Annotated in this window: 21 protein-coding genes and 1 pseudogene; 14 read left to right on the top strand and 8 right to left on the bottom strand. The window is 67.9% G+C overall.

The window, feature by feature from the left end:
• Positions 1 to 22 precede the first annotated feature (22 nt).
• Both AC4LGL_RS29530 and AC4LGL_RS29525 read left to right on the top strand, forming a co-directional pair.
• A complete protein-coding gene (locus AC4LGL_RS29530; RefSeq protein ID WP_135458361.1) occupies positions 23 to 307 on the top strand; it encodes a hypothetical protein in 285 nt (94 codons plus the stop codon).
• Positions 308 to 314: 7 nt separating this feature from the next.
• Positions 315 to 623: a DUF3349 domain-containing protein gene (locus AC4LGL_RS29525; protein WP_064934916.1), complete on the top strand. Its 309-nt coding sequence runs from the start codon at positions 315 to 317 to the stop codon at positions 621 to 623.
• A gap of 81 nt (positions 624 to 704) precedes the next feature.
• Here the strand turns inward: AC4LGL_RS29525 and AC4LGL_RS29520 are convergent, their stop codons facing one another.
• Positions 705 to 1,088 carry a VOC family protein gene (locus AC4LGL_RS29520; RefSeq protein WP_448443735.1) on the bottom strand — a complete coding sequence of 128 codons (384 nt, stop codon included), beginning with the start codon at positions 1,086 to 1,088 and terminating at the stop codon, positions 705 to 707.
• Between the two features lie 44 nt (positions 1,089 to 1,132).
• On the bottom strand, positions 1,133 to 2,002 hold the full coding sequence (locus AC4LGL_RS29515; RefSeq protein WP_055110405.1) for an SDR family oxidoreductase: 870 nt from the start codon (positions 2,000 to 2,002) through the stop codon (positions 1,133 to 1,135).
• A 65-nt stretch (positions 2,003 to 2,067) separates the two neighbouring features.
• Between AC4LGL_RS29515 and AC4LGL_RS29510 the strand changes: the two genes are divergently transcribed.
• Positions 2,068 to 2,562, top strand: a complete 495-nt coding sequence (locus AC4LGL_RS29510; RefSeq protein ID WP_491841833.1) for a pyridoxamine 5'-phosphate oxidase family protein — start codon at positions 2,068 to 2,070, stop codon at positions 2,560 to 2,562.
• A 57-nt stretch (positions 2,563 to 2,619) separates the two neighbouring features.
• On the opposite strand, the gene AC4LGL_RS29505 is transcribed toward AC4LGL_RS29510, so the two are convergent.
• Positions 2,620 to 3,537, bottom strand: a complete 918-nt coding sequence (locus AC4LGL_RS29505) for a 1,4-dihydroxy-2-naphthoyl-CoA synthase (RefSeq protein WP_064886774.1) — start codon at positions 3,535 to 3,537, stop codon at positions 2,620 to 2,622.
• Positions 3,538 to 3,657: 120 nt separating this feature from the next.
• Here AC4LGL_RS29505 and AC4LGL_RS29500 point away from each other — a divergent pair, with 120 nt between their 5' ends.
• On the top strand, positions 3,658 to 3,936 hold the full coding sequence (locus AC4LGL_RS29500) for a hypothetical protein (protein ID WP_491841852.1): 279 nt from the start codon (positions 3,658 to 3,660) through the stop codon (positions 3,934 to 3,936).
• Between the two features lie 10 nt (positions 3,937 to 3,946).
• Here the strand turns inward: AC4LGL_RS29500 and AC4LGL_RS29495 are convergent, their stop codons facing one another.
• The 5 genes from AC4LGL_RS29495 to AC4LGL_RS29475 all read right to left on the bottom strand — a co-directional run bounded on the left by AC4LGL_RS29495 (position 3,947) and on the right by AC4LGL_RS29475 (position 8,736).
• The gene (locus tag AC4LGL_RS29495) at positions 3,947 to 4,396 is read right to left on the bottom strand and encodes a nitroreductase family deazaflavin-dependent oxidoreductase (protein ID WP_064886775.1); all 450 of its coding nucleotides are present in this window, start codon (positions 4,394 to 4,396) and stop codon (positions 3,947 to 3,949) included.
• A gap of 9 nt (positions 4,397 to 4,405) precedes the next feature.
• Positions 4,406 to 5,095 carry an HAD family hydrolase gene (locus AC4LGL_RS29490; protein WP_491841832.1) on the bottom strand — a complete coding sequence of 230 codons (690 nt, stop codon included), beginning with the start codon at positions 5,093 to 5,095 and terminating at the stop codon, positions 4,406 to 4,408.
• Between the two features lie 22 nt (positions 5,096 to 5,117).
• On the bottom strand, positions 5,118 to 6,389 hold the full coding sequence (locus AC4LGL_RS29485; protein ID WP_491841831.1) for an RNA polymerase sigma factor: 1,272 nt from the start codon (positions 6,387 to 6,389) through the stop codon (positions 5,118 to 5,120).
• An 82-nt stretch (positions 6,390 to 6,471) separates the two neighbouring features.
• Positions 6,472 to 8,082, bottom strand: a complete 1,611-nt coding sequence (gene fadD8 / locus AC4LGL_RS29480; RefSeq protein ID WP_491841830.1) for a fatty-acid--CoA ligase FadD8 — start codon at positions 8,080 to 8,082, stop codon at positions 6,472 to 6,474.
• 195 nt (positions 8,083 to 8,277) lie between these two features.
• The gene (locus AC4LGL_RS29475; RefSeq protein WP_491841829.1) at positions 8,278 to 8,736 is read right to left on the bottom strand and encodes a YciI family protein; all 459 of its coding nucleotides are present in this window, start codon (positions 8,734 to 8,736) and stop codon (positions 8,278 to 8,280) included.
• 174 nt (positions 8,737 to 8,910) lie between these two features.
• Between AC4LGL_RS29475 and AC4LGL_RS29470 the strand changes: the two are divergent.
• From AC4LGL_RS29470 to menD, 10 genes and pseudogenes are all read left to right on the top strand, one after another.
• A pseudogene (locus AC4LGL_RS29470) lies at positions 8,911 to 10,529 on the top strand (amidohydrolase).
• Between the two features lie 29 nt (positions 10,530 to 10,558).
• Positions 10,559 to 12,124 (top strand): long-chain-fatty-acid--CoA ligase, encoded by a 1,566-nt coding sequence (locus AC4LGL_RS29465; RefSeq protein ID WP_491841828.1) that lies wholly within the window; start codon positions 10,559 to 10,561, stop codon positions 12,122 to 12,124.
• Between the two features lie 136 nt (positions 12,125 to 12,260).
• Positions 12,261 to 13,163: an esterase family protein gene (locus AC4LGL_RS29460; protein WP_491841851.1), complete on the top strand. Its 903-nt coding sequence runs from the start codon at positions 12,261 to 12,263 to the stop codon at positions 13,161 to 13,163.
• A gap of 23 nt (positions 13,164 to 13,186) precedes the next feature.
• Positions 13,187 to 14,158: an o-succinylbenzoate synthase gene (locus AC4LGL_RS29455; RefSeq protein ID WP_491841827.1), complete on the top strand. Its 972-nt coding sequence runs from the start codon at positions 13,187 to 13,189 to the stop codon at positions 14,156 to 14,158.
• A gap of 45 nt (positions 14,159 to 14,203) precedes the next feature.
• Positions 14,204 to 15,349 carry an LLM class flavin-dependent oxidoreductase gene (locus AC4LGL_RS29450; protein WP_491841826.1) on the top strand — a complete coding sequence of 382 codons (1,146 nt, stop codon included), beginning with the start codon at positions 14,204 to 14,206 and terminating at the stop codon, positions 15,347 to 15,349.
• A gap of 4 nt (positions 15,350 to 15,353) precedes the next feature.
• Positions 15,354 to 16,499, top strand: a complete 1,146-nt coding sequence (locus tag AC4LGL_RS29445) for an LLM class flavin-dependent oxidoreductase (protein ID WP_491841825.1) — start codon at positions 15,354 to 15,356, stop codon at positions 16,497 to 16,499.
• A gap of 79 nt (positions 16,500 to 16,578) precedes the next feature.
• The gene (locus tag AC4LGL_RS29440; protein WP_491841824.1) at positions 16,579 to 17,547 is read left to right on the top strand and encodes a GlxA family transcriptional regulator; all 969 of its coding nucleotides are present in this window, start codon (positions 16,579 to 16,581) and stop codon (positions 17,545 to 17,547) included.
• Positions 17,548 to 17,558: 11 nt separating this feature from the next.
• Positions 17,559 to 18,299 (top strand): DJ-1/PfpI family protein, encoded by a 741-nt coding sequence (locus AC4LGL_RS29435; protein ID WP_491841823.1) that lies wholly within the window; start codon positions 17,559 to 17,561, stop codon positions 18,297 to 18,299.
• A gap of 10 nt (positions 18,300 to 18,309) precedes the next feature.
• Positions 18,310 to 19,110 (top strand): alpha/beta fold hydrolase, encoded by an 801-nt coding sequence (locus AC4LGL_RS29430; RefSeq protein ID WP_418008581.1) that lies wholly within the window; start codon positions 18,310 to 18,312, stop codon positions 19,108 to 19,110.
• Positions 19,111 to 19,127: 17 nt separating this feature from the next.
• On the top strand, positions 19,128 to 20,753 hold the full coding sequence (gene menD, locus AC4LGL_RS29425) for a 2-succinyl-5-enolpyruvyl-6-hydroxy-3-cyclohexene-1-carboxylic-acid synthase (RefSeq protein ID WP_491841822.1): 1,626 nt from the start codon (positions 19,128 to 19,130) through the stop codon (positions 20,751 to 20,753).
• The last annotated feature ends 12 nt before the right edge of the window (positions 20,754 to 20,765 follow it).

Genomic DNA, 20,765 nt, shown 5'->3' with positions numbered 1-20,765 from the left:
GATCTAGCTAAGGAATCAGCTGATGATTTATGTGGACTCCATCTTCAAGGTGCTGGTTGTGGGGTTGATCCTCGGAGCCGGTCTGCCTGCGGTGTTCGCCACGGGTCTGGTGGCCTACTCGAACGGCGCCGGCGGCACCCACGAGGACGGCACCGTCGTGGCGCCCAACCCTGCGCTGAAGGTCCTCGGTCTGGCGCTTTTCACCATCGTCGCCGCGGTGATCGTGATCGCGATCCTCTGGATCACCAAGACCACGATCATTCATCACTTCGGATTCAACCCCGTCCCGTTCATTCCGGGTAAGTGAGCGCAGCATGACCGAAACGACGAGCTTCCTGGACAACGTGCTGAGCTGGCTGCGGGCCGGCTATCCGGAGGGTGTGCCGCACAAGGATCAGTTCGCCCTGCTGGCGTTGCTGACCCGGTCGCTGTCCGAGGACGAGGTGGTCCGGGCCACCCACGACATCCTGCGCTCCTCCGACGGAGACAGCCCTGTCACCGACGACGAGATCCGGGGCGCGGTGCAGAACGTCATCGACAAGGAACCCCTTCCCGAAGAGGTCAACCAGGTCGCGGCGCGGCTGGCCTCGGTGGGTTGGCCGCTGTCGACCCCGACGCGCTGAGGCCTGCGCATCGCCGATTTCTGCAGCAGGGCTGCTGATCGTGCCGATCGACAACCCAGGGGTGGAAAACGGCGCGCTGGCTCAGTCGCGGGTGTCCCGGCGCAGGGGATGAGTGTCGGGCACCTGGACGAAAATCAGGGTGATGCCGTCGGGATCGGTCACGTGCATCTCGTGTAGTCCCCACGGTTCCTGGGTCGCGGCGCGGGCGATGGCCACGCCGCGGCTTTCCAGTTCAGCCTGCGTGGCGTAGACGTCGCGCACCTGCAGCCAGAGTGCCCCGGGAAACACCCCGGGTTCGGTGGGACTATGGTGCCCGGCCAGCTCGATCAGTGACTGGCCCGCGTAAAACACTGTGCCTGCACCGTATTCGCGGGCGATGGCCAGGCCGATCCCATCGCGGTAGAACTCCACTGACTTCGGGTAATCGACCGGTCGGATCAACATCCTGCTGGCCAGGATCTCCATAGCCCTTGTCTACCACCGCCGGGTGCCGGCCGCGGTGCGACACGTCAGACCGGTTGGACCCGTTGCCGTTTCATCACGGCGTCGACCAGACCGGGTGCCACGGTGTTGAGCGCCTTGGCGGTCACCGCCATCCGTGGCGCGATCTGCACCGGTCGGGTGCGCGCCGCGGTCAGCATCCAGTCGGCGGCCTCGGCAGCCGACAGCCCGGGCAGCCCGTCGTAGGCCCGGGTGGGGGCGATCATCGGGGTCTTCACCAACGGGTAGTACAGCGTGGTGGAATGCACGCCGACGGAGGCCCATTCGGTCTCGATGACCCGGCTGACCGCGGCGAGCGCTGCCTTGGACGCGTTGTACACGGCGAACAGCGGTGAGGATTCGTTCATCACGCCCCAGGTGGCGACGTTGATGATGTGCCCGTCGCGACGTTCCCGCATGCCCGGGGCCAGGCCGCGGATGAGGCGCAGCGGCGAGTAGTAGTTGAGCGTCATGGTGCGCTCGACGTCGTGCCAGCGGTCCAGCGATTCGGCCAGCGGCCGCCGGATCGACCGCCCGGCGTTGTTGATCAGGATGTCGACACCGCCGAGGTCACGTTCCACGGTGGCGACGAGCTCGTCGATGGCGTCCAGGTCGGACAGGTCCACCGCGTGGGCGCGGGCGTCGCCGCCCTTGGCGGAGATCCGACCGACCAGGTCGTCGAGCAGTTCCTGACGGCGGGCCACCGCGATGACGGTGGCTCCCTTCGCGGCGAACTTCTCCGCTGCGGCCTCGCCGATGCCCGACGAGGCGCCGGTCAGCAGGATGCGCTTGCCTGCGACATCGATATCGTCACGGGCCTGCAGCCGTTCGGTCAGCGGCGGGCGCATGCTCGTCAACAGCACCTGCTCAGAGAGTCGGCGCAGCGGGTTCTTGCTCATCCGCCGAGTTTAGGTCGCCTACCTTTCCGCGATGACTTGTGGGCGCCTCCCGAGTCGATACCGCTATGACCATCACCGGCAAGCTCGACCAGCGCTTCAGCGAGGCGACCGAACCGACCACGTGGCCGGCCGCCGCGGCCGCACTCGAAGCTGCCGGGCTGTACTGGCTCACTACCGTGCGCGGCGACGGGCGGCCGCACGTCACACCACTGGTCGGGGTGTGGACCGACGATGCGTTCGTGTTCTGCACCGGGCCCTCCGAGCAGAAGGCCCGCAACTTGCAGGCGGGTGCGGCCGTCGTCGTCACGACCGGAACCAACACGTGGAATGCGGGCCTGGACATCGTGGTCGAGGGGACCGCCGCGCGGGTGACCGGTCGGCAACGGCTGACTGCCCTGGCCGATGCCTACCGGAGCAAGTACGGCGACGACTGGGATTTCGATTGTGACGACGAGGTTTTCGATCCGGACGGTGAGGCTGCGATCGTCTACCGGGTCAGCCCGGCCAAGGTGCTCGCGTTTGCGAAGTCACCTCATGGCCAGACGGGTTTCCGCTTCTAACCCCGCGATTTCGGTGCGTTTGGTAACGCCTAGCGTTACCAAACGCACCCAAATCACTCAGAAGTAGCGCGGGAAACCGCTCCAGTCCGGATCGCGCTTCTGCAGGAACGCGTCGCGGCCCTCGACGGCCTCGTCGGTCATGTACGCCAACCGGGTGGCCTCTCCGGCGAACACCTGCTGGCCCACCAGGCCGTCGTCGATCAGGTTGAACGAGAACTTCAGCATCCGGATGGCCTGGGGCGATTTGCCGTTGATCTCGGCCGCCCACTGCAGGCCGACCGCCTCCAGCTCGGCGTGGTCGACGACGTCGTTCACCGCGCCCATCTGGTACATGGTCTCGGCGTCGTAGGCGCGGCCCAGGAAGAAGATCTCGCGGGCGAACTTCTGCCCGGTCTGGCGGGCCAGATAGGCGCTGCCGAAGCCGCCGTCGAAGCTGCCGACGTCGGCGTCGGTCTGCTTGAACCGGGCGTGCTGGCGGCTGGCCAGGGTCAGGTCGCAGGTGACGTGCAAGCTGTGGCCGCCACCGGCCGCCCAGCCGTTGACGAGGCAGATCACCACCTTCGGCATGAAGCGGATCAGCCGCTGAACCTCGAGGATGTGCAGTCGTCCGGCCCGGGCCGGGTCGACGGTCTCGGCGGTCTCCCCGTCGGCGTACTGGTACCCGGAGCGGCCGCGGATGCGCTGGTCCCCGCCGGAGCAGAAGGCCCAGCCGCCGTCCTTGGCCGACGGGCCGTTGCCGGTCAGCAGCACCACGCCGACATCGGGGGACATCCGGGCGTGGTCGAGGACGCGGTACAGCTCGTCGACGGTGTGGGGCCGGAACGCGTTGCGCACCTCGGGCCGGTCGAACGCGACCCGCACCGTGGGCTGCCGGGCGCCGTCGGCGACGTGGCGGTGGTAGGTGATGTCGGTCAGATCGTCGAAGCCGGGCACCGGCTCCCAGGCTGTCGGGTCGAACGGGTTGTCTGCACTCACGTGCTCGACTGTAGAGCGAGGGCAACTCGACGTTTCACAGGTACCGTCGCGGGGTACCAAACCTGGCGCGATGATGCGTACAGCGCATCACCAGATCAGAAAGAGACGACGTTGACCACAATGAAGAAGTCGGCAGGTGTGTTGTTCTCGGGGTTGGCTGTCGGCCTCGCACTCGTCGGATGTTCACCCGCGATCACCGGTGGTGACACCAAGTGCAAGGACTTCATCGGGCAGGACGAGAAGACCCAGGACGAAGCCGTGTCCAAGATGCTCAAGGACGAGAAGGGCAGCGATCCAGCCCAACTCGAGATCACCGGCACCCGGATGGCGGTGCAGGCCTTCTGCCAGACCGTGGGCAAGCAGGACTCCAAGATCAAGGAAGCCCCGCACCTGAGCTGACGGGCAGGTTCTAGATCGGGTCCAGCCGGAACACCGGGCAGCGCCCGGCGAGAGCTTCGAACTCGTCCGGATTGGGCCCGGTCACCAGCCCGGCATTGCGCATGAACCCGACACCGGTCGGAACCAGGACGGGGAATTGGCGCAGCAGTGGCCGGGCCTGCTCGACGGGGATCTCCACCACCCGGACTCGCTGGTCCTTGCGGCCTTGGTGCACGGTGGCCTCGCCGGCAGCGCGGGCGTTGGCGGCCCAGTCGCCCTTCGGCAGCCCGCCGACGATGTAGCGGTGCCCGTCGACGGTCATCGGGGTGACAGGTGTCGACCGGGGTTTACCGCTCTTGCGGCCCGTCACCGTGAGCACCACGGGACCCTTGTCGCCGCCGACGCCGAGCTTGTTGAGCCCGATCATCACCTTGTTGACGTATTTCAGCCACCACGGTGGCCTGATGCGGTCGTCAGCCATGACTCCACACTAGGCGCGGATACCGACAGCCTGCAGGGCCGTGATCAGCCCGTCGGGCCGCTGCGCGGTGGGCAGCGGATCGACCAGTGCGAACTGGCAGCCGACGGCACGGGCACCGCCGTCGGCCTCCTCGCTGTCGCCGACCATCAGCGCGTCCTGCGCCGGCACGCCGAGGCGCTGCAGCGTCGTGGTGAAGATCGCCGGGTCGGGTTTGACCGCGCCCACTTCGAAGGACAGCACGAACTCGTCGACGTGCCCGGCGGCGCCGATCGCGGTGAAGGCCGGACGCACATCGAATGCGATGTTGGACACGACGGCCGTCCGGAGTCCTTGTGCCTTCAGGTGTTTGAAGACCCGCGGGGTGTCGGGATAGGCCGTCCAGCTGGCCGGATCGATCACCCGGTTGTACAGCGATTCGGCGTGATGGTCGGGCAGTCCGGATTCCCGCAGCACATGCAGATAGGCCTCACGGTGCAGGTGCGGGGCCAGGTCCCGGTTGGCCCAGGCCCGGTACTGCTCGTCGGTCATCGTCACGGAACGTCCGGTCGGGGCGGTCAGCCGGCGCATCAACTCGGCCTGCACGTGGCCGTCGACCTCGCGTTCGTCGACGGCCATCCCGGCGAACCAGCTGTCCTGTTCCTCGAGGCGGAACAGGGTCCCGGAGAAGTCGAACAACACCGCCGACACCATGTCCGCCATCGTGCCACGACCGCGGCCGGGATCAGCCGCGTTCGCGGATTGCCTTGTTCGCCAGTACGTCTCGCTCGCGCTCGTTGTCGGTCAGGGCGGCGGCCCGGTCGAACTGTTCGGCGGCCTCGGTGTGCCGGCCCAGCCGGGACAGCAGTTCGCCGCGCACGCTGGGCAGTAGGTACGAGCTGTCCAGCCCCTCTATCCCGTCGACGATCTCCCATGCCTCCTGCGGGCCGGAGCGCATGGCGACGGCCACGGCCCGGTTGAGCTGCACCACCGGGGACGGGGTGATCTGCAGCAGCGCGTCGTACAGGGCGACGATGCGCGCCCAGTCGGTGTCGGCCGCCGTCGGGGCCACCGCGTGGCATTCGGCGAGCGCGGCCTGCAGCGCATACGGGCCCCAACCACGTTGCTGCCGTGCGGCGCCGGAGCGCTCAAGGGCTGTGATGCCGCGCTGAATCTGGGCCCGGTCCCAGCTGGCTCGATTCTGGTCCTCCAGCAGGATGGGTCGGCCCTCGGCATCGGTGCGCGCCCCAAAGCGTGAGGCCTGGAACTCCATCAGGGCGAGCAGGCCGTGGACCTCGGCTTCATCGGGCACCAGTGCGGCCAGTACGCGGCCCAATCTCAGGGCCTCGGTGCACAATTCGTCGCGGATCCAGCGCTGTCCGGCGGATGCCGAGTAGCCCTCGTTGTAGATCAGGTAGATGACCGAGAGCACGGCCGACAGTCGGTGCGGGTATTCGTCGCGCGGCGGCACCTCGAAGGGTGGGTTGGCTTGTGTCAGGGTCTTTTTGGCCCGGGTGATGCGCGCGGCCGCGGTGGCGGTCGAGATGAGGAAGGCCCGGGCGATCTCCTCGGTGCTCAACCCGCCGACCATGCGCAATGTCAGCGCGACCTGGGCCTCACGCGACAGCACCGGGTGGGCGGCGATGAAGATGAGTCGCAGGACGTCGTCGTCGATCCGGTCGGGGTCCCAGGCCTCGTCGACTTGCTCGGCCAGATCGTGGGCCAGCACCGCGTACTTCGCGTCGAGGCTTTCCGCGCGCCGCCAGTGGTCGATGGCCTTGCGTTTGGCCACGGTGGTCAGCCAGGCGCCGGGGTTGCGCGGCACGCCGGTCTGCGGCCACTGCGTGAGGGCGTCGAGCAGTGCGTCGGAGGCGAGATCCTCGGCCAGACCGACATCGCCGACGGTGCGGGTCAGCGTGGCCAGGATCTTGGCCGCCTCCATCCGCCAGACCGCGTCGAGCGTCGCGCGCATGTCGACGGAGGTGGCGGGCTCGGGCACGTCGGGCACCTCACCCATTCTGCCGAGTGTCACGCCAGAGTGGCGCTCAGGCTTGAGCGCCACTCCAGCGTGACAGAAGAGGCAAGGAGGGCCCGGAAAATCAGCCGATCGCTCGGGCAGCGCCCTCCCAGAACTGGGCGCGCACGGCCTTCTTGTCGGGCTTGCCGAGTGCGGTCACCGGCACGGAGTCGACGACGATCACCTGCTTGGGCGATTGCACCGAGCCCTTGCGGTCCTTGACCGCGGCCTGGATCTCGGCGGTCACCGTGGCCACCGCTTCGTCGCTGGAGTCAGCGTCGGGACGTAGCACGATCACCGCGGTGACGGCCTCGCCCCACTTCTCGTCGGGGGTGCCGATCACGCACACCTGGGCCACCGAAGGATGTTCGGCGACAACGTCTTCCACTTCACGCGGGAACACGTTGAACCCGCCGGTGACGATCATGTCCTTGACCCGGTCGACGATGAACCAGTAGCCGTCCTCGTCTTCGCGGGCCATGTCGCCGGTGTGAAGCCAGCCGTCGCGGAAAGTCTCCGAGGTGGCGTCCTCGAGTTTCCAGTAACCGCCGGCCAGCAGCGGGCCGCCCACACAGATCTCGCCGACCTCGCCCTGCGCAACAGGCTGGCCGGACGCGTCCAACAGCGCGGTGCGCGCGAACAGGGTGGGCCGGCCACAGGAGGTGAGTCGCTTCTCGTCGTGGTCCTTCTTGCCGAGGTAGGAGATCACCATCGGGGCCTCGGACTGGCCGTAGTACTGCGCGAAGATCGGCCCGAAGCGCTTGAGCGCCTCGGCCAGCCGCACCGGGTTCATCGCCGAGGCGCCGTAGTAGACGGTCTCCAGCGAGGACAGGTCGCGGGTGTGCGAGTCGGGGTGGTCCATCAGGGCGTAGATCATCGACGGCACCAGCATGGTCGCGGTGATGCGTTGTTCCTCGATGACGCGCAGCACTTCGGCCGGGTCGAACTTGGTCAGCACCACCAGTTCGCCGCCCTTGACGATGGTCGGCGTGAAGAACGCCGCGCCGGCGTGCGACAGCGGGGTGCACATCAAAAAGCGCGGGTTCTCGGGCCACTCCCACTCGGCGAGCTGAATGGTCGTCATGGTGGAGATCGACCGCACCGTGCCCATCACGCCCTTGGGCTTGCCGGTGGTGCCGCCGGTGTAGGTGAGACCGCCGACGTGGTCGGGACTGAGTTCGGCGGCAGCCAGCGGCACCGGGGAGTACTTGGCGGCCTCGGCCGTCAGATCGGAGACCGACGCGCTGGACGCGGCCAGGGCTTCGGGCACCGGGCCGATCGTCAGTACCTGGCGAAGCGAGGGCACCTTCTCCAGCAACCCCAGGGCCCGCTCCACGAACGCCGGCGTCGGGTCGATGATCAGGGTGGTCACCTCGGCGTCGGCGAGCACGTAGGCGTGATCGTCCAGCGAACCGAGAGGGTGTAGTGCCGTGCGGCGGTAGCCCTGGGTCTGGCCGGCGCCGATGATCATCAGGACCTCGGGCCGGTTCAGGGACAGCAGGCCGACGCCCTCGCCGGTGCCGGCGCCGAGCGCCTCGAAGGCCTGAATGTACTGGCTGATGCGTTCCGCGAGCTCGCCACCGGTCAGGGTGGTGTCGCCGAGGAACAGCACGGGCTTGTCCTTGTTGCGCTTGAGCGCACCGACGGTGAGATGGCCGGAATGGATGGGATGGTGCAGCAGCGCATCACTCATGAACTACAGACTAGAACGTGTTCCAGAAACTGCGGAGCCGATCCCCCGATGTGGGATGTAACACAAGGTCGCCGCGGACCGAAATGCAGGTAGTGCGCTACTCGTGTCCACGAAGTTCGCGCTGCTTAATGTCTGAGATGTGGGGGGCGGAGCCGGGCCCCGGCGGGTTAGGGACCGCCGGGGCCTGTGCTCGGATCAGCGGTTGGCGGCGGCGCGGGCGGCCTTGGCCGCTTTTTCCGCGAGGTCGGCCTTCCACTGGATTTCCTTCTGGACCCACTCGTTGTCCTGCGGAAACTCTTCGGTCTCGCTGACCCGGCGGACCTCCAGCTTGACGCCGCATCCCAGCGGGCACTTCCGGGCCCACTGCTTGGCCTCCTCCTTGGAGGACACCTCCAGGATCCAGAACCCGTTGAACAGTTCCTTGGCCTCGGTGTACGGCCCGTCGGTGACCACCGGGGGATCGGTGTTGAAATCGACGACGAAGCCCTCGTCGGGATCGGTCAACCCCTCGCCGGCCAGCATCACACCGGCCTTGATCAGCTCTTCGTTGTAGCGGCCCATCTGGGCGATGATCTCGTCGAAGTCGATGTTCTCCTCGGCCATCGCGGCCTCGGCCTCGGGGGTGGACCGCATGATCAGCATGTAGCGCGACATTGTGTGTCTCCTTCTTGTGTCGGGAAGGGGCTCGGCCTATCGTGCCCTCGTTAGTGCGTCGAATGGCACCACGCGAAAATCGACACGGGGCCGAAAACTTTTTGAAATTTTCTGTTCGACCCCTATTTCCGAGGACGCACCCGGGCGAACCTCGCCACGCTCTAGCATCCGGGCATGACCAGCCCGAGTGAGTCCGCCGATCTCGTCCTCTACGGAACCATCCTGACGGTCGACGACACGCAGCCCACCGCCGAGGCGCTCGCGGTGTCGGGCGGGCGCATCGTCGCGGTCGGCTCCCGGGCCGAGGTGGCCGGCTGGGTCGGGGAGCGCACCGATGTCCGTGATGTCGACGGCTGCGTCATGCCGGGTTTCGTTGAGGCACATGGTCATCCGCTGATGGAGGCGGTGGCACTGTCGGGCCGTATCGTCGACATCCGCCCGGTCACCTTGCCGAGTGCGGGCGAGGTGCTCGACGCGATACATGCCGAGGTTGCCCAGCGCGGAGCCGATGGTGCGTTCCTGAACGGCTGGGACCCGTTGCTGCAGGACGGGTTGCCCGACCCGACCCTGGCCTGGCTGGACGGCGTCGCGCCCGAGACGCCGCTGGTGCTCGTGCACAACTCGGGCCACAAGGCCTTTTTCAACAGCGCGGCCGCCCGACGTGCCGGGCTGACCCGAGACACTCCGGACCCCAAGGGCGCCAAGTACGGGCGGACGGCCGACGGTGAGCTCGACGGCACCGCCGAGGAAACCGGGGCGGTGTTCCCGCTGCTCGGCGATGCCATCTCGGCCCGCGACTATCCGGAGATGCTGGCCGCCGAATGCGCGCGGCTGAACCGGGCCGGCTTGACCACCTGCTCGGAGATGGCATTCGACCCGATGTTCCGGCCGTTGCTCGCGCAGTTGCACGACCAGTTGACGGTGCGGTTGCGCACCTACGAGATGTCGACCGCCGCGCTGCACACCGACGCCAGCCCGGCCGAGGGTGACGACATCGTGCGCCAGGTCGGCATCAAGATCTGGGTCGACGGGTCGCCATGGGTGGGCAACATCGACCTGACGTTCCCGTACCTGGACACCGATGCCACCCGGACCATCGGCGTGGTGCCCGGTTCGTGCGGCCACGCCAATTACACGAAGGAACAGCTCACCGAGATCGTGGGCACGTTCTTTCCGAGGGTTGGCAGCTGGCCTGCCACGTGCACGGTGACGCGGGCGTGGACACCATCCTCGACGTCTACGAAGAAGCCCTGCGTGCCCATCCCCGCGACGATCACCGGCTGCGGCTGGAACACGTCGGCGCCATCACGCCCGAGCAGTTGCAGCGCGCGCACGGCCTCGGGGTCACGTGCAGCCTGTTCGTCGACCATCTGCACTACTGGGGCGACATCCTCGTCGACGGGCTGTTCGGTCCCGAGCACGGCGGGCGCTGGATGCCCGCGGGCTCGGCCGTGGCGACCGGCATGAGGATCTCGCTGCACAACGATCCGCCGGTCACCCCGGAGGAGCCCCTGCGCAACATCAGTGTGGCCGTCACCCGGACTGCGCCGAGCGGGCGGGTGCTCGCCCCCGAAGAGCGGCTCACCGTCGAGCAGGGGATCCGGGCGCAGACCATCGACGCGGCGTGGCAGTTGTTCGCCGACAACGTGATCGGCTCACTCGAGGTCGGTAAGTACGCCGACCTGGTGATCGTCTCGGCCGACCCGCGCAAGACTGCCCCGGAGAGCATCGCGGACCTGGAAGTACAGGCCACATTCCTGGCTGGGCAGCAGGTTTATCCGAAAGCCGGTTGACGGCTGGGGCGCCATGGCACGCTCTGGACATGTCAGATTTGCCGGCTCCGCAGTTTCTCGACGAACGCGCCGCCCACTGGGCGGCCACCAAACCTGACGAGGAAGCGGTCACCTATCTGAGCCGCAGCTGGACGTGGTCGCAGTGGTACGACAGGGTCCGGCGGTTGGCCGGCGCGCTGAGTGCGTGGGGCGTCGGGCGTGGTGACGTGGTCGCCTTCCTCGACAAGAACCACGTCGCGTGTGTCGAGATGACGCTCGCGGCCGCGTCGCTCGGTGCGGCGAACGCCATCATCAACTTCCGGCTCGCCGCCGACGAGTTGGATTACGTGCTCAACGACTGCGGGGCCAAGGTTCTTGTGGTCGGCGAGGAACTCCGGCCGGGCATCGATGCCATCGCCGATCGGCTCACGTCCGTCGAGCACATCGTGACGGTGACGCCCGAGGGTGGTGACGGCGACGAGTACGAGGCGCTGCTCGCCGGTGCGTCGCCGGTCGGACGCTCGGCCGATGTCCAGCCCGACGACACGTGCATCATCATGTACTCGTCGGGTACCACAGGCAGGCCCAAAGGCATTGCGCTCACCCACTCCAACGTCATCGCCCACACCATCAACGCGTTTGAGGGCTGGACGCTCAGCGCGGGGGACAAGAGTCTGGTGGCCATGCCGCTGTTCCACGTCGGTGGGTCGTCCTACATGCAGTGGGGGCTGTATCACGGGGCGCCGACGTACATGACGCGTGATGTCGACGGCATGGCACTGGCCGGTGGCATTCTCGCCGGGGCGAACCGGACGTTCCTCGTGCCTGCCGTGCTGGCCAAGGTGTTCGACACCGGCGAGGACGCAGTGAAACTCTTCGGTGCGTTGAAGACCTTCGCCTACGGTGCGTCGCCGATGCCGTTGCCGCTCTTGCGTTCTGCGCTGCAGGCCTGGCCGGAGACGGAGTTCATCCAGGTGTACGGGCTGACGGAGGTGTCCGGGGCGATCAGCCGGCTGGGGCCCGATGATCACCGTGAGGCCAGTGAAGCGCGGCTCATGAGTGCGGGCACCGTGGTTCCCGGCGCCGAGGTCAGGGTGGTCGACCCCGACACCGGTGCCGAGGTGCCTGTTGGTGAGCAGGGCGAATTGTGGTTCCGCTCACCGCAATTGATGAAGGGCTATCTGAACCGCCCGGAGTCGACGGCAGAGGCCATCACACCCGAGGGCTGGTTCCGCACCGGCGACATCGGCCGCGTCGACGACGGCGGCTACATCTTCGTCGAAGACCGGCTCAAGGACATGATCATCTCCGGCGGGGAGAACATCTACTCGATCGAGGTCGAGCGCGTGCTGGCCGAGCACCCCGCCGTCGTCGACGTCGCAGTGATCGGGGTACCCGACGAAAAATGGGGTGAATCGGTGAAAGCTGTTGTGACACTGGAAGGCGAGGTCTCCGAGCCGGACCTGATCGCGTTCGCCCGCGAACATCTGGCCGCCTACAAATGCCCCAAGTCGGTCGACATCGTCGACGAATTGCCGCGTAATCCCACCGGAAAGATCCTCAAGAAGGATCTGCGCAAGCCCTACTGGGAGGGTCGCGACCGCGCCACGGTGTGAGAATTGGCTCTGTATTTCCTGTTCCAGCGGGAGTAGCTTCGAATCCATACGTGTGCGCGAGAACTGGGGTGCGGACATGGTGGATACGTATATTCGGCAGGGATTTTCCCGCGGGCTGGTGGTCTTGTCCGCCCTGATGTTGGCCGTTACGGCCGGTCTCCTCGGTTCACCGCCGACAGCGAATGCCTGGTCACGAGCCGGTTTGCCGGTCGAGACACTGTCGGTTCCGTCGGGCGCCATGGGGCGCGATATCAAGGTGCAGTTCCAAGGCGGCGGTTCGCACGCGGTCTATCTGCTGGACGGCCTGCGTGCCCGCGACGACGCCAACGGCTGGGACATCGAGACCCCGGCGTTCGAGTGGTTCTATCAATCCGGGCTGTCGGTGGTCATGCCCGTCGGTGGTATGTCGAGCTTCTACTCCGACTGGTACCAGCCGGCGGCGGGCAACGGCGGTGTGCAGACCTACAAGTGGGAGACGTTCCTGACCAGCGAGTTACCGCAGTGGCTGGCCGCCAACCGGCATGTGTCCTCATCGGGCAATGCGGTGGTCGGACTGTCGATGTCGGGCAGCTCGGCGCTGATCCTGGCCGCCTACTACCCGGGACAGTTCCGCTACGCGGGGTCGTTGTCGGCGTTCCTGAATCCCTCGGCTGGCCCCTGGCCCGGGCTGATCGGGTTGGCGATGAACGACTCCGGTGGCTTCTCCTCGGCGGCGATGTGGGGTCCGGCCGGTGATCCGGCCTGGGCGCGCAACGATCCGACGCTGCAGGTGGGGCGCCTGGTGGCGAACCACACCCGCATCTGGGTGTATTGCGGTTCGGGAACCCCGGGTGAGCTGGGCGGCGGCGACGTCGCCTCGACCTTCCTGGAAAACACGGCGCTGCAGAGCAATTTCAACTTCCGTGACCAATACGTCGCAGCGGGCGGAAACAACGCGGTGTTCAACTTCCCGGCCACCGGCACCCACACCTGGGGCTACTGGGGTGCGCAGTTGAATCAAATGAAGCCCGACATCCAGCGGACCTTGGGCGCCGCCTGACCGCGTTGGGCATCATTGACGGCGTGATTGATGCGGCGCCGGTGTTGGATGACGTCTTGGAGCGCCTGCATGTCGTGGCCCTGCCGATGCGGGTTCGCTTCCGCGGCATCACCGTTCGTGAGGTGGCGCTGATCGACGGCCCGGCCGGCTGGGGGGAGTTCGGCGCGTTCGTCGAATACGGGGCGCCGGAGGCGGCGGCCTGGTTGGCCGCCGGAATCGAGGCCGCGTACCGGCCGGCGCCTGTGGTCCACCGCGATCGCGTCCCGATCAATGCGACCGTGCCCGCGGTCCCGGCCGCCCAGGTGCCCGAGGTGCTGGCGCGGTTCCCGGGTGCACGCACGGCCAAGGTCAAGGTCGCCGAGCCGGGGCAGACCCTGGCTGACGACGTCGCGCGGGTCAACGCCGTGCGCGAGCAGGTTCCGGTGGTGCGGGTGGACGCCAACGGAGGTTGGACGCTGCCGCAGGCTGTCGATGCCACCGCAGCGCTCACCGCGGACGGGCCACTGGAGTATCTGGAGCAGCCGTGTTCGACGGTCGACGAGTTGGCCGCGCTGCGCCGGCAGGTGTCGGTGCCGATCGCGGCCGACGAGTCGATCCGCAAGGCCTCCGATCCGTTGCGGGTGGTGCGGGCCCGTGCCGCTGATGTCGCGGTGCTCAAGGTGGCGCCGCTGGGCGGGGTGGCCCGCATGCTCGACATCGCCGCGCAGATCGATATCCCGATCGTGGTGTCCAGCGCGCTGGATTCGGCGGTCGGCATCGCGCGCGGACTGCTGGCCGCCGCCGCACTGCCCGCGTTGGAGCACGCGTGCGGGCTGGGCACGGGCGGATTCTTCGTGGAAGATGTCGCCGAGGTTCCGGCGCCGGTCGACGGGTACCTGCCCGTAAAGACCGTGGTGCCGGATCCCGCCCGACTGTCCGCGTTAGCAGCGACGCCGGAGCGTCGGCAATGGTGGATCGACCGGGTACGCGAGTGTTACCCACTGACATTGGAGTAGGGCACTACTCTAAGCAAACCGGCTAGGGCGTTCGACACTCGCTGGATGACTCGATTCCGCGTCGGCATCATGGACCCGACGATCGCCGCACGTCCCACCGTGGACCTGCTCACCCGGGCGAACTACCTGAGTGCGGTCGCCGGTGGCGTCGACTCGTTCTGGGTGCCCGACCACCTCAACGCGTTGTTCCCCCGGTCGTTGTGGCAGCCGAAGTTCTGCGGTGGCGCCAAGATGCTGCCCTCGGCCGATGCCTACCTGGAGCCGTGGACGATGCTGGGTAACCTCGCTGCCCGCAACCGGGTTGCCCGGCTTCGGTTGGGAGTGGGGGTGACCGACACCGGCCGGCGCAACCCGGCCGTCACCGCGCAGGGCGCCGCAACGATGAACCTGCTCACGAAAGGCCGGTTCATCCTCGGCATCGGTGCCGGGGAGCGAGAGGGCAACGAACCGTACGGGGTGGATTGGGCGAAACCGGTGGCCCGGTTCGAGGAGGCGATGGCCACCATCCGGACGCTGTGGGATTCGAATGGTGAACTGGTCAACCGTGATTCGCCGTTCTTTCCACTGCGCAACGCGATCTTCGACCTGCCCGCGTACCGCGGACGCTGGCCCGAGATCTGGATCGCCGCGCACGGCCCGAGGATGCTGCGGGCTGCGGGCCGCTACGCAGACGGGTTCTTTCCCGCGTTCCCCCATGCGCCACAGGAGTATGCCCAGCGTCTCGAGGTCGTGCGGTCGGCGGCCTCCGACGCGGGGCGCGATCCGATGGCCATCACCCCCGCCCTGTGGATGATGGTCGTGCCGGCGCGCACGCCCGACGACCTCGACGGGGCTCTGGAATCGGCGGTCCTCAAGGCCGGTGCGCTGAACGCCCCGGACGATTTCTACGCCCGACACGGCGCCCAGCACCCGCTGGGCGTCGGTTTCTCGGGCGCGCAGGACATCCTGCCCCAGGACTGGGATGAGGAGACAGCGCTGTCCTACATCAAGGCGGTTCCGACGTCACTGCTGCGGGAGATGTACCTGTGCGGGACGGTGGACGAGATCGTCGAGCAGGCGGCGGAGTGGCGCCACCACGGTGTCCGGTACCTCGTGCTGGCGAATGTCGGTCCGCTGCAGGGCAAGCTCCGCAGAGGCCTGACGTCGCAGCTGCTGTACAGCCAGGTAATCCGCAAGCTGAAGAAGCTCTGATCCCATGGGCGGTCTGCAGGTCGGCCTGCTGGACTTGATCACCGCGAGCAAGCCGGCGGCAGACACCTTCACCCGCGCCAACTATCTGTCGGCCGTCGGTGCCCGGGTGGACTCCTTCTGGGTTCCCGATCATCTCAACGCGATCTTTCCACGCGCGTTGTGGCAGGAGAAGTACTGCGCCGCCGCCAAGTTGGTCCCGTCGGTCGACGCCTGCATGGAACCGTGGACGATGCTGGGCAAACTCGCGGCGCGCAACCGCTTCGCGCGGGTGCCGCTCGGCATCTGTGTCACCGATGCCGGGCGCCGCAACCCGGCCGTCAGCGCTCAGGCGGCGGCCACCATGCAGCTGCTGACCAAGGGGCGCTTCACCTTCGGCATCGGCCCCGGCGAGCGCGAGGGCAATGAACCCTATGGTGTGGACTGGGCGAAACCGGTGGCGCGGTTCGAGGAGGCGATGGCCACGATCCGCGTCCTGTGGGATTCGAATGGTGAACTGGTCAACCGTGATTCGCCGTTCTTTCCGCTGCGCAACGCGATCTTCGACCTACCGCCCTATCGGGGCAAGTTCCCGCCGATCTGGGTCGCCGCGCACGGCCCCAGGATGTTGCGTATCGCCGGTCGCTACGGCGACGGGTTCTTCCCGGCGTTCCCGCACTCGCCCCAGGACTATGCCCAGCGGTTGGACGTGGTGCGCGGGGCCGCATCCGACGCGGGCCGAGACCCGATGGCCATCACCCCGGCGCTGTTGGTGATGGTCGTGACGGCGCGTACCCGCGCCGAGGTCGACGATGCCCTGGATTCCGAGGTGATGCGTGCGGGTTGCCTCAGTGCGTCCGATGAGTACTTCGCGCAGCGCGGCGCAGAGCACCCGCTGGGAGTGGGTTTCTCGGGTGGGCAGGACATCCTGCCCCAGGACTGGGACGAGCAGACCGCGCTCTCGCACATCAAGGGCATCACGCCTCACCTGATGCGGGACATGGGGCTGATCGGGACGCCCGACGAGGTGCTGGACCGGGTGGCCGAGTGGCGGGATTGCGGCGTGCGCCACCTCGTGCTGACCAACGGCGGCCTGATGCAGCGCAGTCTGCGGCGTGGTGTGGCGACGGTGCCGTCGTTCTACCGGGTGGTGCGCGGGATCAAGAAGCTCTAGACACCCGGACCGCGCTCATGTCCTGATCTGTGGGGTGCATGGCATAGACGCCATCGCGGACGTCGCGAACACTGAAGAGGTGACGCGATCGGTGGTGATCCTGGGCTATGCCGGGGTGCAGGCGCTGGACCTGGTCGGACCTTTCGACGTGTTCTCCACCGCCACGCTGGCCCTGGTCGGCCAGGGCAGGCCCGACGACGGCTATGCCGTCACGGTGACCTCGGCGGATGGTCAACCCGTCAGCACCCTCACCGGGTTGGAGTTCGTCGCCGCGCCGCTGCCCGACCCCCGCGGTCCGATCGACACGATCGTCATCCCGGGTGGGATCGGCGCCGATGCGGCCCGGGCCAACCCGGCGGTCATCGACTGGATCGGCACCGCCGCGCGCAACGCCCGCCGCGTCGTCAGCGTGTGCACCGGCGCGTTCCTGGCCGCTCAGGCCGGACTGCTCGACGGCTGCCCCGCCACCACGCACTGGTCCTCCGCGCGCCGGATGGCAGACGAATTCCCCTCGGTGGCAGTCGATCCCGAACCGATCTTCGTCAGAAGCTCCGAGCGGGTGTGGACGGCGGCGGGAGTGACCGCAGGTATCGACCTGGCGTTGTCGCTCGTCGAAGACGACTACGGCACCGACATCGCCCAGACGGTCGCCCGCTATCTGGTGCTCTACCTGCGCCGCCCCGGCGGTCAGACCCAGTTCGCCGCACCGGTGTGGATGCCGCGGGCCAAACGTGCCCCGATCCGCGTGGTGCAGGAATCCATCGAGGTCGAACCCGGTGGGGTGCACAGCATTTCCGAGCTCGCCCGGCGGGCGGCGATGAGCCCAAGGCACTTCACCCGGGTGTTCACCGACGAGGTCGGTGAGGCACCCGGCGCCTACGTGGAACGCATCCGCACCGATGCCGCGCGACGCCAGCTCGAGGAGTCCGACGACACCGTCACCGTCATCGCCGCCCGCTGCGGGTTCGGTACTGCCGAAACCATGCGGCGCAACTTCGTTCGGCGCCTGGGCATTTCGCCCGACCAGTACCGCAAGACCTTCGCGTGAAAGGAAAAACCATGCAGATCGCCATCGTGCTTTACCCCAGCTTCACCGCACTCGACTTCATCGGGCCCTACGAAGTGTTGCGCAACCTACCGGACGCGGATGTGCGGTTCGTCTGGCACGAGCCGGGTCCCATCACCGCAGATTCCGGCGTGCTGACAGTGGGGGCCACCCACAGTTTCGACGAAACCCCGTCACCCGACGTGGTGCTGGTGCCCGGCGGTCCTGGCACCACCATGGCAGCCCGCGACGACAAGGTGCTCGACTGGCTGCGTCAGGTCTATCCGGGGACGACCTGGATGGCATCGGTGTGCTCGGGTTCGGTGGTGCTGGCCGCGGCCGGCCTGCTCGACGGGAAGCGGGCGACGTCGCACTGGTCGGTGCTGAGCGCGTTGAAGCTCATGGGTGTGACGCCGGTGGGCGATCAGCGCATCGTGCGGGCCGACCCGGACGGGAAGGTGATCACGGCGGCGGGCGTCTCGGCCGGGATCGACCTGGCCGTGTGGCTGGCGGGCCAGATCGGCGGCGAGGCCAAGGCCAAGGCCATTCAGCTGATGATCGAGTACGACCCGCAGCCGCCGTTCGATTCCGGGCACATGTCGAAGGCCAGCGCGGCCACCAAGGCCGGCGCCACCGCGCTGCTGAGCAAGGACATGATCAAGCCCGAACCGCTCAAGGCGGGCGTGTTGCTGGCGTGGGATCAGGCGATCAGGAGGGTCCGCGGGCGGCGCAGCGCCCAGACAGCCATCAAGTAGCGTCGGCCGAGTGAATCTGGCATATGACGAGCGAGGCAAGGGCGACCCGGTGCTGTTCATCGCCGGTCGCGGTGGTGCGGGCCGCACCTGGCACCTGCACCAGGTCCCGGCACTGCAGCGCGCCGGTTACCGCGTCATCACCTTCGACAACCGCGGGGTCGGCGCGACGGAGAACGCCCAGGGATTCGGCACCGAGCAGATGGTGGCCGACACCGCCGAGCTGATCGAGAAGCTCGGGGCGGCCCCGGCGCACATCGTGGGTGTGTCGATGGGGTCGTTCATCGCGCAGGAACTGATGTTGGCGCGTCCCGAGCTGGTGCGATCGGCGGTGTTGATGGCCACCCGCGGCCGTCACGACCGGGCCCGCGAGTTCTTCCGCACCGCCGAGCGTGACCTGGCGGCCTCAGGTGTGCAGCTGCCGCCGACGTTCGACGCCAAGCTCCGGATGATGGAGAGTTTCTCGCCCAAGACGCTCAACGACGACGCGTTGGTGCGCGACTGGAGTGAGATGTTCACCATGTGGCCGACCAAGCAGACTCCCGGTCTCGCCGCCCAGTCCGACGCCGGTCCGGTGGGCAATCGGCTGCCGGCGTACCAGGCCATCACCACTCCGGTGCTGGTCATCGGGTTCGCGGACGATGTGGTGCTGCCGCCGCATCTGGGCCGTGAGGTGGCCGACGCGATTCCCACCGCCCGCTACCTGGAGATCCCCGACACGGGTCACCTCGGCTTCATCGAGAAGCCCGACGCCGTGAACACCGTGCTGCTCGAGTTCCTCGCCGGGCAGACCGGGCAGACCGGCCAGTACTGACCAAATAAGGTGGAGTGGTGAACCCCTCGACGGCACAGGCGCGCGTAGTCGTCGACGAACTCATCCGCGGCGGTGTCCGCGATGTCGTGCTGTGCCCGGGCTCGCGTAACGCCCCGCTGGCGTTCGCGCTGTCCGACGCCGACCGGGCCGGCCGGATCCGTCTGCACGTCCGCATCGACGAGCGCACGGCCGGCTACCTGGCCGTCGGGCTCGCGGTGGCGGAGCGGGCGCCGGTCTGCATCGCGATGACCTCGGGCACCGCGGTGGCCAACCTCGGCCCCGCGGTCGTGGAGGCCAACTACGCCCGGGTGCCGCTGATCGTGCTGAGCGCCAACCGGCCCTATGAGATGTTGGGCACCGGCGCCAATCAGACCTTCGAGCAGTTGGGTTACTTCGGTACCCAGGTGCGGGCCAACATCAGCCTCGGCCTGGCCGAAGACCGCCCGGAACAACTGGACTCACTGAACGCGCAGTGGCGTTCGGCGACCTGCCGGGTGCTGGCGGCGGCCACCGGATCACGCACCGCCAACGCGGGCCCGGTGCAGTTCGACATCCCGCTGCGCGAACCGCTGGTTCCTGACAGCGTCCACGCGGACAAGTCATTCCCGGAAGGCCGTCCGGGCGGCAAGCCGTGGACCTACACCCCGGCGGTGAGCTTCGATCAGCCGCTGGAGATCGACCTCACCCCGGACACGGTGGTGATCGCCGGGCACGGTGCCGGCGTGCACCCCAACCTGGCCGGTCTGCCGACGGTGGCCGAGCCCACCGCGCCGCTGCCCGCCAACCCGCTGCACCCGCTGGCGCTTCGCCTGGTGCATCCCAAGCAGGTCATCATGCTCGGCCGGCCCACGCTGCACCGGCCGGTGTCCGCCCTGCTGGCCGATCCGGCGGTGCCGGTCTACGCGCTGACGACGGGTCCGCGCTGGCCCGATGTCTCCGGCAACTCGATGGCCACCGGCACCCGGGCCGTGGCCACCGGAACTCCCGACCCGGCCTGGCTGAACCGCTGCGCCGAGGTCAACAAGCACGCGGTGGCGGCGGTGCGTCAACAACTCGAGGCCCACCCGCTGACCACCGGTCTGCACGTGGCTGCGGTGGTCGCCGATGCGTTGCGCCCGGGGGATCAGCTGGTGCTCGGGGCGTCCAACCCGGTGCGCGACGCCGCCCTGGTCGGGCTGAACACCGAGGGCGTCAAGGTGCGGTCCAACCGCGGTGTGGCCGGTATCGACGGCACGGTGTCGACGGCGATCGGCGCGGCGCTGGCGCACGACGGCCGGACCGTCGCGCTGATCGGGGATCTGACCTTCGTCCACGACAGCTCGGGGTTGTTGATCGGGCCCACCGAGCCGACGCCGCGGGACCTGACGATCGTGGTGTCCAACGACAACGGCGGCGGCATCTTCGAGCTGCTGGAACAGGGTGATCCGCGGTTCTCCGACGTGTCCTCCCGGATCTTCGGCACGCCGCACGATGTGGACATCGCGGCGTTGTGCCGGGCCTATCACGTCGAGTGCGGGCAGGTTGAGGCCGACGTGCTCGGCGCGGCCCTGGCCGAGCCCTTCGACGGCATGCGGGTGCTGGAGGTGAAGGCCGACCGGTCGTCGCTGCGTGCCCTGCACGCGTCGATCAAGGCAGCCTTGTGAGGCCCGCACAGA

It is taken from the genome of Mycolicibacterium arcueilense (assembly GCF_058536225.1).
Note: the sequence above shows the minus strand (reverse complement) of the source record. Positions and strands in the feature narration are given on the sequence as shown.

Excerpts from the sequence above, each read along its gene's own strand:
- AC4LGL_RS29530 (WP_135458361.1), top strand. The coding sequence starts at position 23 with ATGATTTATGTGGACTCCATCTTCAAGGTGCTGGTTGTGGGGTTGATC.
- AC4LGL_RS29525 (WP_064934916.1), top strand. The coding sequence starts at position 315 with ATGACCGAAACGACGAGCTTCCTGGACAACGTGCTGAGCTGGCTGCGG.
- AC4LGL_RS29520 (WP_448443735.1), bottom strand. The coding sequence starts at position 1,088 with ATGGAGATCCTGGCCAGCAGGATGTTGATCCGACCGGTCGATTACCCG.
- AC4LGL_RS29515 (WP_055110405.1), bottom strand. The coding sequence starts at position 2,002 with ATGAGCAAGAACCCGCTGCGCCGACTCTCTGAGCAGGTGCTGTTGACG.
- AC4LGL_RS29510 (WP_491841833.1), top strand. The coding sequence starts at position 2,068 with ATGACCATCACCGGCAAGCTCGACCAGCGCTTCAGCGAGGCGACCGAA.
- AC4LGL_RS29500 (WP_491841852.1), top strand. The coding sequence starts at position 3,658 with ATGAAGAAGTCGGCAGGTGTGTTGTTCTCGGGGTTGGCTGTCGGCCTC.
- AC4LGL_RS29495 (WP_064886775.1), bottom strand. The coding sequence starts at position 4,396 with ATGGCTGACGACCGCATCAGGCCACCGTGGTGGCTGAAATACGTCAAC.
- AC4LGL_RS29490 (WP_491841832.1), bottom strand. The coding sequence starts at position 5,095 with ATGGCGGACATGGTGTCGGCGGTGTTGTTCGACTTCTCCGGGACCCTG.
- AC4LGL_RS29485 (WP_491841831.1), bottom strand. The coding sequence starts at position 6,389 with ATGGGTGAGGTGCCCGACGTGCCCGAGCCCGCCACCTCCGTCGACATG.
- fadD8 (WP_491841830.1), bottom strand. The coding sequence starts at position 8,082 with ATGAGTGATGCGCTGCTGCACCATCCCATCCATTCCGGCCATCTCACC.
- AC4LGL_RS29475 (WP_491841829.1), bottom strand. The coding sequence starts at position 8,736 with ATGTCGCGCTACATGCTGATCATGCGGTCCACCCCCGAGGCCGAGGCC.
- AC4LGL_RS29465 (WP_491841828.1), top strand. The coding sequence starts at position 10,559 with ATGTCAGATTTGCCGGCTCCGCAGTTTCTCGACGAACGCGCCGCCCAC.
- AC4LGL_RS29460 (WP_491841851.1), top strand. The coding sequence starts at position 12,261 with ATGTTGGCCGTTACGGCCGGTCTCCTCGGTTCACCGCCGACAGCGAAT.
- AC4LGL_RS29450 (WP_491841826.1), top strand. The coding sequence starts at position 14,204 with ATGACTCGATTCCGCGTCGGCATCATGGACCCGACGATCGCCGCACGT.
- AC4LGL_RS29445 (WP_491841825.1), top strand. The coding sequence starts at position 15,354 with ATGGGCGGTCTGCAGGTCGGCCTGCTGGACTTGATCACCGCGAGCAAG.
- AC4LGL_RS29435 (WP_491841823.1), top strand. The coding sequence starts at position 17,559 with ATGCAGATCGCCATCGTGCTTTACCCCAGCTTCACCGCACTCGACTTC.